This window comes from Duganella violaceipulchra, from assembly GCF_019166075.1.
Classification (GTDB): Bacteria; Pseudomonadota; Gammaproteobacteria; order Burkholderiales; family Burkholderiaceae_D; genus Rugamonas; species Rugamonas violaceipulchra.
In genome coordinates this window covers 13,435-28,527 of the sequence record NZ_JAHTGR010000017.1, presented here as the reverse complement: position 1 = coordinate 28,527, position 15,093 = coordinate 13,435, and the positions used below count along the sequence as shown (strand labels likewise).

The window sequence follows — 15,093 nt, the reverse complement described above, 5'->3', positions numbered from 1 at the left end:
CCCATCGCGCCCGGCGGTGACAAGCGCGCCGGCGCGCTCAGTCGCGCAGCGCGGCGGCGATGCTCTTCTGCGCCTTCTCCACCGGCATGCGGGTGTTCCAGAACGCCGTCAGCACATCCTGCAGCGCGCCGTTCTGGTCGGGCGTCAGGTAGACCTCGATCATGCCCAGCGGGCGCGCCTTGTCCTTCATGATCGCCATGCCGGCCTGGGCGCAGGCGTCCATGCTCGACACGTCGATGTCGCTGCGCACCGGCAGCGAGCCTTTGAGCTTGCTGAACGCCAGCTGCGCGGCCGGCGCCAGCATGGTGGTGGCCAGCAGCTTCTGCGCCTTGACGGCGTCGGCGTTGGAGGTCTTCGGGAACACGAAGGCGTCGCCCTGGATCAGATAGGGCACGGCCGGGCCCAGGCCGGCGATGCAGCCGTAGTCCTTGCCGGCGCTCTGTTGGGCGGCGGCGAACTCGCCCTTGGCCCAGTCGCCCATGATCTGCACCCCGGCCTTGCCGCTGATGAGCATGGCGGTGGCGTCGTTCCAGTTGCGGTTGGGCGAGCCGGCGTCGACATAGCCCTGCAGCCGCTTGAAGGCCACCAGCACCTTCCTGAACGCTTCCGAATTGAGCGCCTTGGGGTCGCGTTCGCGCAGCACCTGCAGGTACAGCTCGCGGCCGCCGACGTTGGCCAGCATGGCCTGGAACACGATGTTTTCCTGCCACGGCTGGCCGCCGTGCGCCAGGCCGACCAGGCCGGCCGCCTTGAGCTTGTCGAGCGCGGCGAACAGTTCATCCGGCGTGGCCGGCTCCTTGACGATGCCGGCCTTCTTGAACGCCGCCTTCGAATACCAGATCCAGGTCGACATGTGGAGGTCGACCGGCAGCGCGTAGTAATGGCCCTTGACGCGGATCACGTCGAGCATGGCCGCCGGCATCAGCTGGTCCCAATGGTCGCGCGCGGCGATGTCGTCGACGTTGTTGAGCGAGCCCTGGTCGATCAGGTCGCGGAACTGCTTGGTGGTGTTGAACTGGGCGGCGCTGGGCGGATTGCCGCCGACGATGCGGTTGATCGCCACCGCCTTGGCCTGGTCGGCGCCGGCCACGGCGGTGTCGACCCAGACGCCGCCGGCGGCGCGGTAGGCCTCGGCGAACTTGCGCACCGCGGCCGACTCGCTGCTGGAAGTCCACCAGTGCATCACTTCGGCGCGCGGCCCGGCCGCCGGCGCGGCCGCGTGGCCGGCGCCGGCGGCGGCGACGGCCACGCCCAGCGCGGCCAGCAGCGACGCGGCCGCGCCGCCCCTACGATGTTTGCTCATCCTGTCTCCTTGTGCGCCGATGTGCCCCGGCGCTGTGCTGGTCTGGTTTGCGATCTTAGCCGTTGCCGCCGTCCCGGGCAAAAAAACCGGCGCCGCACAGGGCGCCGGCAACTTCGCGACCGAAGAGACACGGTATTGCAACAAGCTTTGGAAACGTTACCAATTGATGCGGACGAATATAGCATTCATTGTTTTTGAGTGTCAACCGACAAATGGCGGCAGCCGGCGCCGGGCCGGCCGCCGCCGCGCTTACACGCCTTCCGGCACGAACACGCGCAGGCGGTGGCCGTCGCGGTCGACGGCCACGAAGGTGTAGCCGAAGTCCAGCGCCACCGGACGCTGGGCGATGGTCACGCCGCGCGCCGACCAGTCGGCGTGCATGTCGTTGACCACGGTGCGGTCGCCGACGCTGATGCACAACTCGCCCCCGCCGCCGGACGCCAGCGTCTTCGGCTCGACATGGTCGCGCGACCACAGGCCCAGCTTCAGGCCGGACGCCAGCACGAACAGCGCGAAGGTCGGCGCCACGTCCACCGGCTGCTGGCCCAGCAGGTCGGCGTAATAGGTGGCGCTGGCGACCGGGTCCTCGACGTACAACAGAACAAAGTTAGGGCTGATCATGGGGGTTCTCCTTGAGGTGATTAAGGTAGGCGCGGCGCGCTGTCCCGGCGCCGCATGAACAGAATGCTAACGGCAGGCTGTGACAGTTTCTGTCAGGAGCGTCGCGCTTGTCCCCGATCAACTGCGAATATTTCCACGTGGATAGACTGTAGCGGTATCGACACCCAGGAGGCCACGCATGGACACCCAACGCCGCACGCCGCGCCGGCTGCGCGGCTCCCTCGCCCTGCGCCGGCTGCGCGGCGCCCTCGCCCTGCGCCGGCAGCGCGGCGCCTTCGCCCTGATGCTCGGCGTGGCCATGGTCGGCCTGTTGCTGCTGGTGGGCATGGCGCTCGACCTCGGCCAGCTGTACACCCGCAAGGCCGAGCTGCAACTGCTGGCCGACGCCACCGCGCTGGCCGCCGCGCGCGAGCTGAACGGCACCAGCGCCGGCGTCGCCAGCGCGCTGACCAAGGCCGCCGACGCCGCCGCCGGCGTGCACTACCAGTTCGGCCAGTTGCCGGTGGCCTGGTCCAGCGCCGCCCTGCGCTTCAGCGCCTCGCCGGACGCGGCCGGCAACTGGCTCAACGCCGGCGCCGCCCAGGCCGCGCCGGACGGCCTGCTGTACGTGCGCGCCGACAGCGGCCTGCTCGACGCCGCCCACGGCCAGCTGCAGACCGTGTTCATACGGCTGCTGGGGAGCGGCTTGGACACGGTCAGCACCGCGGCGCGCGCGGTGGCCGGCCGCCTGACCATCGCCGCCACGCCGCTGGCGGTGTGCGCGCTGTCGAACACGCCGGCCGCCGCCCGCGTCAATTCCGGCGGGTCGGGGCCGCTCAACGAGCTGGTGGAGTACGGCTTCCGGCGCGGCGTCGGCTACGACCTGATGCAACTGAACCCGAACGGCCTGGCGCCGGAGCATTTCGCCATCGACCCGCTGTCGCCGCCCGGCAGCCCCGGCAACGCCGCCAACACCGCCGACAGCGTGCTCAGTCCCTATGTCTGCGCCGGCACACTGCAGATCCCGCGCCTGCAGGGCGGCGCCATCACGGTCAGCCGCGGCTTCCCGCTGGCCAGCCAGTACCCGCAGCTCAATTCGCGCTTCGACCAGTACACCGGCGGCGCCTGCTCGCCCAACGGCGCGCCGCCCGACGCCAACGTCAAGTCCTACGTCTACACGGCGATTCCCTGGATGAGCACGGCGCGCAACAACCAGGGCGCCAAGAAGGTCGCCGACGCCGCCAACGGCAAGCTGTGGACCGTGGCCGATCCGCTGCCCTCGCCGGCCGGCACGCTGGGCGCCGACTACGGCCCGCTGTGGTCCTACGCCAAGGCCGTGCCCTTCGCGTCCTACGTGGCCGGCGCCGCCGAACCGGCCACCGGCTACAGCACCTACGCCACCAGCAACTGGCCCACGCTGTACGCGCCCGGCGTGCCGGTCGCCAGCGGCTACCCGGCCAGCACGCCCTACCTGGCGGTGGCGGGCGCCAACTACCAGGCGCCGTCCGCCGCCAACCTGCCGGGCCTGCGCCAGCGCCGCGTGCTCAACGTGGCGCTGCTGGCCTGCCCGCTGCCGGCCGGCGGCACCGTCAGCGCCACTGTGCTGGCGGTGGGGAAATTCTTCATGACGGTGCCCGCCAGCGCCACCGCCCTGACCGCCGAATTCGCCGGCGCGGTGCCGGACCAGGCGCTGGGCGGCGCCGTCGAGCTGCTGCCATGAGCCGGCCCGCCCCGTCCCGCCCATCGCGCCGGCCGCGCGGCATCGCCGCTGTGGAAATGGCGCTGATCCTGCCGGTCTTTGTGCTGCTGCTGGCGCTGCCGCTGTTCCTCGGGCGCGCGCTGTACCACTACCAGATCATGCACCGCGCCGCCCACGACGCCGCGCGCTACCTGGCCTCGTGCGCCACCATCGACTACAAATCGCCGGCCCGCGTCGCCGACGTGCAGGCCGCCGCGCGCACCCTCGTCGCCGCCGAGCTGGCCGGCGCCAGCGCCGGCAGCTACCCGCCCGCGGTCGGCGTCAATTGCGACGGCGGCCTGTGCGGCGGCTTCGCCGTGCCCACCACCGTCAGCGTGCAAATCATCACCCTGCTGGAGGACGATGTCTTTCCCGACATTTCCTACAACCTGGTGGGCAGCAACGGCCTGCAGCTCAATGTCACCGTGACGATGCATTATGTCGGCAACTAGGCCAGCACGCGCCTTGCCGCGCGGCACGATCGCGATCGAATTCAGCCTGTTGTCGCTGCTGTTTTTCACACTGCTGTTCGCCGTCATGGAAGTGGCGCGCGCCATGTATTTGCTCAACACCTTGCAGGAGGTGACGCGGCGCGCGGCCGCGCTGGCCGCCGTGAGCGACTTCAGCGACCCGGCCGTGATGGACCTGGTGCGCCAGACGGCGCTGATGCGCACCGGCCCCGGCATGCTGACGCTGGGCCAGCCCGTCACCGACGCCCACCTGCGCATCGACTACCTGTCGCTGGCGCGCGCGGCCAATGGCGACCTGACGCTCACGCCCATCCCGAGCGGCAGCCTGCCGGCCTGCGTGGCGCGTGCGCGCCTCAATTGCGTCGCCGATCCGAACGGCGCCAGCTGCATCCGCTTCGTGCGCGTGCGGCTGTGCGCGCCGAACGGCAACAGCTGCGACCCGGTGAGCTACCAGGCCGTGGTGCCCTTGTTCAGCCTGCCGGCGACCTTGCCGACCGCGACCACGATCGTCAAGGCCGAGTCGCTCGGCTTGCAGGCCGGCAGCCCGCTGTGTCCCTAGCGCCGGCTTATTCCAGCTTCCACACGTACTCGAGGGTTTGCCATTGATCCCCGCCCGGCGACAGGAATTTGCACTTGGTGATGCTGGTCGAGGCCGCCTTGTCGAGGTTCTTGAAGCCGCTCGACTTGCTGACCTTGGACTCCTGCACCTTGCCGTCGGCCGTCAGCTTCAGGCTCAGCACGACCGTGCCCTTCTCTTCGTTCATCAGCGAGGCCTTGGGGTACTCGATCACGCACGGCACCTTGGGGTCGAGCGTCGCCATCTTGTCGGCGGCGAGCGCCGGCAACGTGACCGACAACAGACTGAGCGCAGCAATGGCATAACGTTTCATGGATATTCCTTATGGTGGAGTGAGGGGATGACCCCTGGTTGCCGCCGGCGACGGCGATGCCGCCGGGCGCACTTCGATCCTACGCTGGCGCACGCCAGCCTGTCGATGGCGGGCGGCGAGAGTGTTGCTTTTATGCAAAACTGGCGCCGCCACGATACTAGTGGCATCGCGACGCGCCAGCGTATATGCTGATGACTTGGCTTCATGATTGAAAGCACACGCAAATGAAGCGCCGCTCCCTGATACGGCTGGCATTGCTGCCGTGGCTGCCCGCCATGGCGGCGCCGGCCAAGCCGGTGGTCAACGTCTCCACCCTGGTCGGCGACGATCCCGCCACGGACGTCGCCGAGCTGGTGCTGCGCGAAGCCTACAATCGCCTGGGCTACCAGCTGGCGGTGCACCGCTTGCCCGGCGAGCGCACCCTGATCTACGCCAACGAAGGCCGCATGGACGGCGAGCTGTATCGCAAGCTGGGCATGGACCGCAGCTACGGCAACCTGATCATCGTGCCGGTGCCGCTGCTGACCTACGAGATCGTGGTCTTCACGCACGGCACCAATTTCATCCTCAATGGCTGGGACAGCCTCAAGCCCTACACCATCGGCCACGTGCGCGGCATCAAGATCGTGCAGGAAAACACCATCGGCATGAAGACCGAGGCGGTGCCGACCATGACCCAGGCTTTCCAGAAAATGATGGTGGGACGCACCGACGTGGTGGTCGGCAACCGCCTGTCCGGCATGGCCGTGATCAAGCAACTGAAGCTGGACGAGGTGGTGATGCTGGCGCCGCCGCTGGCCGCCTTCCCGGTCTACCACTACCTGCACAAGAAGCACGCGGCGCTGGTGCCGCAGCTGGCCGCCGTGCTGCGCCAGATGCGCGCCGACAAGATTATCGAAAACATACAACAGCGTGTCGCCGCCGGGTCCTAGGCGGGCGTTCCTCCTACACTCTTGCAAGCGAAGTCCGCAACGAACGCCGGCCGCCGCCGCTTACACTGTTCTTTTGATCAAGAACAATTGGAGAGCGGAATGCTCTATCTATCCAGCCGTGGGCGAGAATTCCTCAACATGGTCGGCGCATTGGTTGTTGATGAATGCGGCGACGAAACACTGATCGGCCTGACGGTGCCGGAATCGGACTATTTCCTGAAGCACCAAGAATTTACCGACCAGCGCCTGATCCACCAAGGCGCCTCCCGCTTCCAGGTATTGATGGATCGCCATTTGCTCGCGCGCCAGCAGGCACTGCCGCTCAAGCCGGCCTGACGCGGCGCTCACATGCCGTGCATGCGCTTGAACAGGCCGCCCAGGTCGAGATACTGCGCGCCGACATACAGGCCGATGCAAGCGGCGACGATCAGCGCCGCCACCACGGTGGATTTTTTCATGGTGTTTCCTTTCAAAGACTGGCAAGAGATAGCTGTATGCTGAGGCGCGACGCCGCCCAGGCCGGCAAGCCGCTGGCCAGCAAGGCGCCCAGCAGCACCATCGCCGTCCAGGCCAGGACGCCGGCGCCCGACACGGTCAAGGGGAAGGCCAGCCCGAACAGCAGCTCGCCCAGATAGGCGCCGATCGCCGCCGACAAGGGCAGCGACAAGGCCAAGGCCAGCGGCACGCTCATCAACGCCACCAGCACACCCTCGCACAACACATTGCGCAGCACCACGGCGGAACTGGCGCCGATGCTGCGCATGACGCCGAACTCGCGCCCGCGCTCGGCCACGTTGCTGCCCATCGCCGAGCCCAGGCCGAACAGGCCGACCGCCGCCATCAACAGCGCGATGAACAGCATGGCCGCGATCAACAGGTCGAAATGGCCGTCGACCTCCTTGCGCAGCATGGTCTCCGTCAGGTTCATGCGGACATCGATGCCGGCGGCGGCCAGCGTGCGGCCGATCTGGCGCGCGGCCGCCGCGATGGCCGCCTCGTCGTGCGCGCGCAGCACGATGCGATAGCTGGCAGCCTGCCCAGGCCGTCCGGCCATGCGCGCATAGGTCGGTGCCGAGACGAACACCGTGGCCGCCGTCATGTCCTGGCGGGCGATGCCGGCCAGCCGCAAGGTCAGCGTGCGGCCATGGCCGGCGATGCCGACGCTGCCGCCCACCCGCGCCTGCGGGAAGAACTCCAGCGCGGCGCTGTTCAACACCACCTCGTCCGGCTGGCCGGCGCCGAGCCATTGGCCGGCCAGCATCTCCAGCTTGAGCGTGGCGTTCTGCTCCGGCACCGCCTGCACCGCCAAGGTGCCGTGCGCGCCGTCCGGATAGACGCGCTCGATCTCCAGGCCGTCGGCGCGCTGGCGGGCCACGCCGCTGCGCTCCCAGGCCTCGACCAGCGCGACCTGCGGCAGCGCCGCGAGCAGCTGGCTGACCTGCGCGATCGGCGCCGGACGGGCCAGCGTGGTTTCGATGTCGTAGTGGCGCTCGGCCGCCGCGTCGACCAGGTGCTGCGCGGAGGCGGCCCGGATATTCAGGCTGCTCATGGTCATCGCGCCGGCCAGCGCCAGCAAGCCCAGGGTCAGCAGCAGGCGGCCGCGCCGGCGCAGGCTGTTGCGCAGCGCCAGCAACAGGCTGCGGTCGACCAGCGGCAGCCGGTCCAGCCAGGCCGCCGGCGCGCTGTAGCGCTGGCCATGGCTGCCGCTGTCGCTGATGGCCGCCTGCACCGTCGCCGCGCTGGCTTGCGCGATCGGCAGCGCGGCGATCGCCAGCGGCAGCAGCACCCCGGCCGCGATCATCAGCAGATAGCACCAGTGCGGCACCGCGCCGCTGTGCATGGTGAAGTTGAGGATCTGGTTCAGCACCACGCGCGAGAACGCGCGTCCGGCCGCCAGCCCGGCCGACATGCCGAGCGCCGTGGCCACGCCTGCCAGGGCCAGCACCAGCGTCAGATACAGGCCGGCGATCTGCGAGCGCCGCGCGCCGATGGTCTTCATCACGCCGATCTGGCGCCGCTGCTGCTGCAGCATGCCGCCCACCACCGTCGCCGCCAGCACCGCCGACAGCACCAGCGCCACGCCGCTGAACACCAACAGCATCGCCAGGATCGAGCTCATGACCTTTTGATGCGGATGCTCGCCCGGCGGCGGAATGCGGATGCGCTCCACCGCGTGGCCGTTCTGCCGCAGCCAGACGGCCAGCCGCGCCACGGTCGCTTCGATGGCGTCCACATTCATGGGCTGCTCGCTGACGGTCAGCTTCAGCTGGCGCAGGCTGCCGTCCAGCCCCAGCGCGGCCACGGTGGCCGGCGTGGCATAGGCGTACACGGTCTGGCCACGGCTGGCCGGCGGCAACGACGGGTCGTGCACGGTGCCGGAGATCAGCAATGTCTGCAGCGCGCCGTGGCCGGTGCTGACGGCGAGGCGCTGGCCGATGGTCGCGCCGATCAGGCGCAGCGCCTCGCGCTCCAGTAGCAGCGATCCGTCAGGCGGCGGCCACGCGCCCTGCTCGCGATACACGGTGTTGATGTGCAGGTTGTTGAAATCGTCCACCACGAAGATGGTCAGCGGCAGCGCCGGTCCCTCGCCCGCCAGGGTGACGCCGACCGTGCCGCTGGCCTGCGCCTGGGCGATGCCGGGGAAGGCGCGTATCGCCGCCAGCAGGGGCGCGTCGATGCGCTCCAGCTGCAGCGTGGCCGAGGGCGGATTGGTATCGAGGTAGTTGCGGCTAGTCTCGCGCGTGAGGATGGTGTAGCTGCTCAACATGGTGGCCAGCCCGCACACGCCGGCCGCCATCGCCAGCACCATCAGCGCCACGCGGCCCGGCGTGAGTGCGACATCGCGCAACAGCTTGCGCCAGCGCGGGCTAAGCATGACGCACCCGGTTCGCGCTGGTGTCGAAGCCGGCCACGCCGTCGCGCGGCGCGCCGATGCTGCCGATACGGCCGTCGGCCAGCGTGACGACGCGCGTGAAGTATTCGCTGAAGTCGCGTTCGTGCGTCACCATCAGCACCGTCTTGCCCTGTTCGACCAGGCCGGCGAACAGCTGCATGATCTGGCGCGTGGTGTCGCTATCGAGATTGCCGGTCGGCTCGTCGGCCACCAGGATGGGCGCGTCGTTGGCCAGCGCGCGCGCGATCGCGGCGCGCTGCTGCTGGCCGCCGGACAGCGCCGACGGCAGCTTGTCGGTCTGCGCACCGATATCCAATTGCTCCAGCAAGGCCAGCGCCCGCGCACGCCGCTGGCGCGCCGGGTAGGTGGCGCAGAAGTCCATCGGCAGCATCACGTTTTCGGCCACGGTCAGCGTCGGCAGCAGCTGGAAGAACTGGAACACGATGCCGAGGTGGCGGCCGCGCCAGCGCGCCAGCTCCGATTGCCGCATGCCGTGCACGGCGGCACCGTCTATCCAGACTTCGCCGGAGGATGGCGTATCGATGCCGCTGGCCAGGTTCAGCAGGGTCGACTTGCCGCTGCCCGATTTGCCGACCACGGCGACGAACTCGCCGGCCTGCACCTCCAGATTGATGCCATCGAGCGCCATCAGGCTGCCGGCGCTGCTGTCGTAACGTTTGCTCAAATCGCGCAAGACCATCAAGGGTCGCGCCGCTGCGGATGTTGTCATGGTTGGTTTCCGTCGGTTTGTTGGTACTGCAGCCATTAAACCGACGGGCGATTGCCGTTTTATCTCCGTTGCGTGAAGTTTTGTAAAGTAGCCAACATCAACGGCGGTTTGCAACACTTTTTGTAACAATTGGATAGTTTCATAGTTGTCACGATTCCATATAATCAAACCGCGCCACGGCACGCCCCTGCCGATACCCGGAACATCCTTGAAAAAACTTACGCTCAGCGCCGTTGCGGTTGCTACGATCGCCTTGGTCATTACCTTCGGCTCGCCCTACATTGCCCTCTATCAGATCCGAACGGCCATCGCCGAACGCGACGCGGAGGCCATCTCCGACCATGTCGACTTCCCTGCCCTTCGGGAAAACCTGAAAGGCCAGGTCTTGGGCGGCATCATGGCTGCGATGGATGCACCTGAATTGAAGTCCAACCCATTCGCCGGCGTCGGCCAGGCGCTGGGCGCGGCCATGGTCGGACCGATGATCGATACGCTGGTCTCGCCCGCAGGGCTGATCGCGCTGATGCAACGCACACCGACGGCGCCCGATACGGCAACCGGCACGTCCGGGGCAAGTGAAAAGCCGAACTATAAATTATCGTTCAAGGGCTGGAGCAAAGTGATCCTGCGCCGCGCCGACACCGATGGTTCCGAAGGCGCGCTGACGTTGCGTCGGTTCGGGTTATGGGACTGGAAGCTGACCTCCATCGAAATACCCGCCGACGCCATGAAAAGGTAGTCGCCCCGAAAACAACGCTGACCAAGTCTCAGAACGGCCCGCTCGCAGACGCGACCGGGCCGTTTTTTTAAGGTTTAGTAATCCTTCCTAAACTGCGCCATACCAGCCTGTTTTCCGCGATTTTGCCAACTGGGTAGGTGAGAATACCGCAATCAAAACAAGCAACTGCCGCCAGTTTCATAAACGGCCGTCAAAAACTAAAATGAAACCTGCCTATCTCCTGCTACTCGCTTTGGCCACCCCCCTCGCCCACGCGCGCGACACCAGCGTCAGTTCGCCCGATGGCGCGCTGGTGGTCAGCGTCAGCGACGACCGCGCCAACCCGACCTATCGCGTCACCTATCGCGGCGTGCCGGTCATCACGCCCTCCCACCTCGGCATGGTGTTCAAGCGCGGCGCCTCGTTCGGCGAGGGCTACAACATCACCGCCACCGCCAGCGACAAGGCCGACACCACCTGGACCCAGCCCTGGGGCGAGCGCAAGATGGTGCGCGACCAGCACAACGAGCTGCGCGTCGACTTCGCGCGCGCGCTCGACGCGCGCAGCAAATTCACGGTGCGCTTCCGGGTGTTCAATGACGGCATCGGCTTCCGCTACGAAGTGCCCGAACAAGCGGGCATGCCGGGCGAGATCGAGATCGTCGACGAAGCCACCGAGTTCCAGATCCCCGACGCCGACAAGACGCGCGCCTGGTGGATTCCCGCGCGCGCCTGGCGCGGCCTGGAATACCTGTACCGCTCCACGCTGCTGAAGGACGCGCCGCACGTGGAAACGCCATTCACGCTGCGCCTGCCGTCCGGCGTGCACCTGTCGATCCACGAGGCGGCGCTGACCGACTACGCGTCGATGACGCTGAACCAGCAGCACGACGGCGTGTTCAAGGCCGACCTCACGCCGTGGTACGACGGCAGCCGCGTCAAGACCCGAGGCGCCTTCAAGACGCCGTGGCGCACGGTGCAGGTATCGCCCGACGCCAAAGGCTTGCTGAACTCGGACCTGATCCTCAACCTCAACGAACCGAATAAACTGGGCGACGTCTCCTGGGTCAAGCCAGGCAAATATGTCGGCATCTGGTGGGCCATGCAACTGTGGCAGAAGACTTGGGCCTCGGGCCCCAAGCACGGCGCGACGACGGCCGAGACCAAGCGCTATATGGACTTCGCCGCCAAGTACGGCTTCTCCGGCGTGCTGGTGGAAGGCTGGAACGTGGGCTGGGACGGCGAATGGCAGGACAACGGCGACCGCTTCAGCTTCACCGAACCCTACCCGGACTTCGACATGCGCCAGATCGCCGCCTACGGCAAGAAACTGGGCGTGGGCCTGATCGGCCACCACGAGACCTCGGGCGCGGTATCGCACTACGCCGGCCAGATGGACGGTGCGCTCGACTACTACCGCGACAACAACGTCACCCAGGTAAAAACCGGCTACGTCACCGACAACGCCCGCATCAAGCGCGTCGACGCCGAAGGCATCACCCGCTACGAATGGCACGACGGCCAGTACATGGCCGGCGAATACCTGCACTCCGTCGTGGCGGCGGCCAAGCGCCACATCAGCATCGACACCCACGAGCCGATCAAGGACACCGGCTTGCGCCGCACCTATCCCAACTGGCTCACGCGCGAGGGCGCGCGCGGCCAGGAGTACAACGCCTGGGGCTATCCGCCCAATCCGCCCGAGCACACGGCGCTGCTGCCCTTTACCCGCATGCTTTCCGGCCCGTTCGACTACACGCCTGGTATCTTCAACCTCAAGCCGAACGGCGAGCAGTCGGAGAACCGCGTGCGCTCGACGCTGGCCAAGGAGCTGTCGCTGTACGTGGTGCTGTATAGCCCGATCCAGATGGCGGCCGACCTGCCCGAGAACTACGAGGCGCGCCGCGACGCCTTCCAGTTCATCGTCGATGTTCCGACCGACTGGGAAGAGAGCCGCGCCATCGCCGGCGAAGTGGGACAGTATGTGGCCATCGCCCGCCAGCAGCGCGAGGGCCGCGACTGGTTCCTCGGCGCGTTGACCAACGAAACGGCGCGCACGCTCGATCTCAAGCTCGACTTCCTCGCGCCGGGCCAGCGCTACCAGGCCGAGATCTACCGCGACGGCCCGGACGCGCACTGGGAAACCAATCCCTACGCCATCGTCATCGAAAAGAAGGCCGCACAACGCGACCAGACGATGAAGCTCTGGCTGGCGGCCGGCGGCGGCGCCGCGATCCGCTTCAAGGCGATCGACTAGGGCGATGTTTACTAAAACCGCACTAAACTCCGCGACTCGCGCCGCCCCGGCCTCGCCGCCGCAGGGTTCAAGTGCTATAAACAGAAAAACTACAATACCAACTGGAGACGCTCAATGACGCAACACCGCACCACCAGCCAGCTCGCGCTCAGCATCGCACTGGCCATGACCAGCCTCTGGGCCGTCGCTGCACCTGCACCTGCACCGGCGCCGGAATCGGGCTTCCCGGTCAACACCTTCATCGGCACCCAGGACGACGGCAACACCTTCCCCGGCGCCTCCGCCCCTTTCGGCATGCTGCAATTGAGCCCAATCGGCGAGCACTATGCAGGCTGGCGCTACCTGGACCCGAAGATCCGCGGCTTCGGCCACTTCTTCCTGTCCGGCGCGGGTTGCTGGGAACAGGGCGGCCAATTGTCGGTACTGCCGGTGACCGGCGACATCGGCCCCGGCGCCAGGTTCGACACCACAAAGCCGGCCAGCTTCGACCAGAAGAAGTACGCGTCCAGCTACACCCATGACGGCGAAGTCGGCACGGCAGGTTACTTCAAGATCAAGCTCACCGACTACGACGGCATCGTCGCCGAAACCACCGCGCTCACGCGCGCCGGCGCCGAGCGCTACACCTTCGCCGACACCGCCCGCCAAGGCCACGTGCTGGTCAACGTCGGCCAGGCCAATGAGCGCCACTCGGTAGTGGGCAGCACCTTGCAGGTAGTCGGCGACCGCGCCATCGAAGGCAAGATCGTCACCAAGAGTTTTTGCGGCGGCGCCCAGTACGCGACCTGGTTCCGCATGGAGTTCGACCGTCCCTTCAGCACGCACGGCGTGTGGAGCGACGCCGGCGGCACGTCCGGCACGCGCGGCGTGAGCCAGCAAGGCGACAGCCGTCCGCATGGCGCATGGTTCACCTTCGACCTGAAAGACGGCAAGGCCGTCACCGCCATCAGCGCCATCTCCCACGTCGATGCCGAAGGCGCGCGCCGCAACCTGCACGCCGACGCCTACGCAGGCACGCAGCCGCGCAGCTTCGACGCGATGCGCGAGGCCTCGCAGCGCGCCTGGCAGAAGGAACTGAACACGGTGCGCATCGGCGGCGCCGACAAGGACCAGCGCACGGTGTTCTACACCGCCCTCTATCACGCGCTGCTGCAGCCTTTGACAGGCAATGACGCCGACGGCCGTTATCGCGGCTACGACGACGCCCTGCACAACGCCAGCGGCTCCACCTACTACGAGTTCTTCTCGCTGTGGGACACCTACCGCGCCCACAACCAGCTGCTGGCATTGCTGCGGCCGGAACGCGCGCGCGACATCGCCGACTCGGTGCTGAAGACACGCGAGCAAGGCGGCTGGTTGCCGCGCTGGGGCTACGCCAACTTCGAATCGAACGTGATGACCGGCGACCCGGTGACGCCTTTCCTGGTCGACCTGTGGCGCTTCGGCGCGCTGAAAGGCCAGGAGCAGCGCGCCTACACGGCGCTGCGTGAAAACGCCTTCGGCACGCCGCCGTTCGGCAGCCGCAGCGAAGGCCGGGCCGGCAATCCGAGCTACCTGGAAAACGGCTACGTGCAGTACGACCGCGCCTTCCGCGCCAAGGGCATGGATGTCGATCCGCACCACGGCGGCTCCGCCACGCTGGAATACGCGCAGGCCGACGGCGCGCTGGCCTACATGGCCGAGGCGCTGGGCAAGCATGATGACGCCGCGCTGCTGCGCAAGCGCGCCGGCAATTGGCACAAGGTGTGGGACGACGCGGCGGACGACAAGGAACTCGGTTTCAAGGGCTTCCCGCGCGCGCGCATGACCGACGGCGAATGGTTCGCCGAACTCGATGGCAGCTACAGCCCGCGCGCCGAACACGGCTTCCACGAAGGCACGGCATGGCAATATCAATGGCTGGTGCAGCAGGACGTGGGCGGCATGGTCGCGGCCATGGGCGGACGCGCGCAAACTGCGCGCCGTCTCGACGCCTTCTTCGCCTACGACGCCTTGCGCAAGAATCCCTACGAGGCGGTGCGCAAGGATTGGGTGATGGGGCCGTACAACTACTACAGCCAGTACCGCTACAACCCGAACAACGAGCCTGACCTGCACGCGCCGTGGATGTACACGCTGGTCGGCCAGCCGTGGAAGACCAGCACCGTGTTGCGCGCGGCCGAGACGCTGTTCACCAACGCGCCGAACGGCGTCACCGGCAATGACGACCTGGGCACGATGTCGGCGTGGTATGTGTTCAGTGTGCTGGGTCTGTACCCATCGATGCCGGGCAGCGGACACTTCCTGCTGCACGCGCCGAAATTCGCCAGCGCCGAGATTGACATCGGCAATGGCAAGACCCTGCGCATCAACAGCAACGCGGCCAACGGCAAGGCGCCGATGGCGATCGAGCAGGTGCGCTGGAATGGCCAGCCACGGCCGCAGGTCTGGCTGGATTGGGAGCAGCTCAACGCCGGTGGACAGATCCAGATGAAGCTGGGCAGCGATGCCGCCGCCCAAACCTGGGGGACGCAGGCGGACGCCCTGCCCGCCGATCTGCGCGAGCCACAACGTCCATAACGC

14 protein-coding genes are annotated in these 15,093 nt (G+C 67.4%); 8 read left to right on the top strand and 6 right to left on the bottom strand.

The genetic code is table 11. The features are described from left to right. Positions 1 to 37: 37 nt before the first annotated feature. Together KVP70_RS26075 and KVP70_RS26070 are read right to left on the bottom strand one after the other, a co-directional pair. Positions 38 to 1,303, bottom strand: coding sequence for an ABC transporter substrate-binding protein (locus tag KVP70_RS26075; RefSeq protein WP_217945337.1), 1,266 nt, complete (start codon positions 1,301 to 1,303; stop codon positions 38 to 40). Between the two features lie 249 nt (positions 1,304 to 1,552). Then, on the bottom strand, positions 1,553 to 1,924 hold the full coding sequence (locus tag KVP70_RS26070; protein WP_217945336.1) for a VOC family protein: 372 nt from the start codon (positions 1,922 to 1,924) through the stop codon (positions 1,553 to 1,555). Between the two features lie 178 nt (positions 1,925 to 2,102). On the opposite strand from KVP70_RS26070, the gene KVP70_RS26065 reads away from it, so the two are divergent. The 3 genes from KVP70_RS26065 to KVP70_RS26055 are packed head-to-tail and all read left to right on the top strand — an operon-like array spanning position 2,103 to position 4,670. Further along, positions 2,103 to 3,623, top strand: coding sequence for a pilus assembly protein TadG-related protein (locus tag KVP70_RS26065; protein WP_217945335.1), 1,521 nt, complete (start codon positions 2,103 to 2,105; stop codon positions 3,621 to 3,623). Next, the gene (locus tag KVP70_RS26060; RefSeq protein WP_217945334.1) at positions 3,620 to 4,093 is read left to right on the top strand and encodes a TadE/TadG family type IV pilus assembly protein; all 474 of its coding nucleotides are present in this window, start codon (positions 3,620 to 3,622) and stop codon (positions 4,091 to 4,093) included. The genes KVP70_RS26065 and KVP70_RS26060 overlap by 4 nt, the downstream gene beginning before the upstream one ends. After that, on the top strand, positions 4,080 to 4,670 hold the full coding sequence (locus tag KVP70_RS26055; protein ID WP_217945333.1) for a TadE/TadG family type IV pilus assembly protein: 591 nt from the start codon (positions 4,080 to 4,082) through the stop codon (positions 4,668 to 4,670). Before KVP70_RS26060 ends, KVP70_RS26055 begins: the two co-directional genes overlap by 14 nt. 7 nt (positions 4,671 to 4,677) lie before the next feature. On the opposite strand, the gene KVP70_RS26050 is transcribed toward KVP70_RS26055, so the two are convergent. Beyond that, positions 4,678 to 5,001 (bottom strand): energy transducer TonB, encoded by a 324-nt coding sequence (locus KVP70_RS26050; protein WP_217945332.1) that lies wholly within the window; start codon positions 4,999 to 5,001, stop codon positions 4,678 to 4,680. 224 nt (positions 5,002 to 5,225) lie between these two features. Here KVP70_RS26050 and KVP70_RS26045 point away from each other — a divergent pair, with 224 nt between their 5' ends. Next, positions 5,226 to 5,933 (top strand): substrate-binding periplasmic protein, encoded by a 708-nt coding sequence (locus KVP70_RS26045; protein ID WP_217945331.1) that lies wholly within the window; start codon positions 5,226 to 5,228, stop codon positions 5,931 to 5,933. Between the two features lie 99 nt (positions 5,934 to 6,032). After that, positions 6,033 to 6,269 carry a hypothetical protein gene (locus tag KVP70_RS26040; RefSeq protein ID WP_217945330.1) on the top strand — a complete coding sequence of 79 codons (237 nt, stop codon included), beginning with the start codon at positions 6,033 to 6,035 and terminating at the stop codon, positions 6,267 to 6,269. Positions 6,270 to 6,277: 8 nt separating this feature from the next. On the opposite strand, the gene KVP70_RS26035 is transcribed toward KVP70_RS26040, so the two are convergent. Genes KVP70_RS26035 through KVP70_RS26025 form a run of 3 tightly spaced genes read right to left on the bottom strand, consistent with a single transcriptional unit; the run spans position 6,278 to position 9,556 of the window. Further along, the gene (locus tag KVP70_RS26035; RefSeq protein ID WP_217945329.1) at positions 6,278 to 6,391 is read right to left on the bottom strand and encodes a YdgA family protein; all 114 of its coding nucleotides are present in this window, start codon (positions 6,389 to 6,391) and stop codon (positions 6,278 to 6,280) included. An 11-nt stretch (positions 6,392 to 6,402) separates the two neighbouring features. After that, entirely contained in the window at positions 6,403 to 8,808 is a 2,406-nt protein-coding gene (locus KVP70_RS26030) for an ABC transporter permease (protein ID WP_217945328.1), read from the bottom strand. Further along, positions 8,801 to 9,556 carry an ABC transporter ATP-binding protein gene (locus KVP70_RS26025; RefSeq protein WP_229225100.1) on the bottom strand — a complete coding sequence of 252 codons (756 nt, stop codon included), beginning with the start codon at positions 9,554 to 9,556 and terminating at the stop codon, positions 8,801 to 8,803. The genes KVP70_RS26030 and KVP70_RS26025 overlap by 8 nt, the downstream gene beginning before the upstream one ends. Positions 9,557 to 9,764: 208 nt before the next feature. Here KVP70_RS26025 and KVP70_RS26020 point away from each other — a divergent pair, with 208 nt between their 5' ends. From KVP70_RS26020 to KVP70_RS26010, 3 genes are all read left to right on the top strand, one after another. Next, complete coding sequence (locus KVP70_RS26020; RefSeq protein WP_217945327.1) at positions 9,765 to 10,295, top strand: DUF2939 domain-containing protein; 531 nt, start codon at positions 9,765 to 9,767, stop codon at positions 10,293 to 10,295. A gap of 202 nt (positions 10,296 to 10,497) precedes the next feature. Continuing rightward, positions 10,498 to 12,531, top strand: coding sequence for a glycoside hydrolase family 97 protein (locus KVP70_RS26015; protein ID WP_217945326.1), 2,034 nt, complete (start codon positions 10,498 to 10,500; stop codon positions 12,529 to 12,531). A 114-nt stretch (positions 12,532 to 12,645) separates the two neighbouring features. Beyond that, on the top strand, positions 12,646 to 15,090 hold the full coding sequence (locus tag KVP70_RS26010; protein ID WP_217945325.1) for a GH92 family glycosyl hydrolase: 2,445 nt from the start codon (positions 12,646 to 12,648) through the stop codon (positions 15,088 to 15,090). Positions 15,091 to 15,093: the final 3 nt, after the last annotated feature.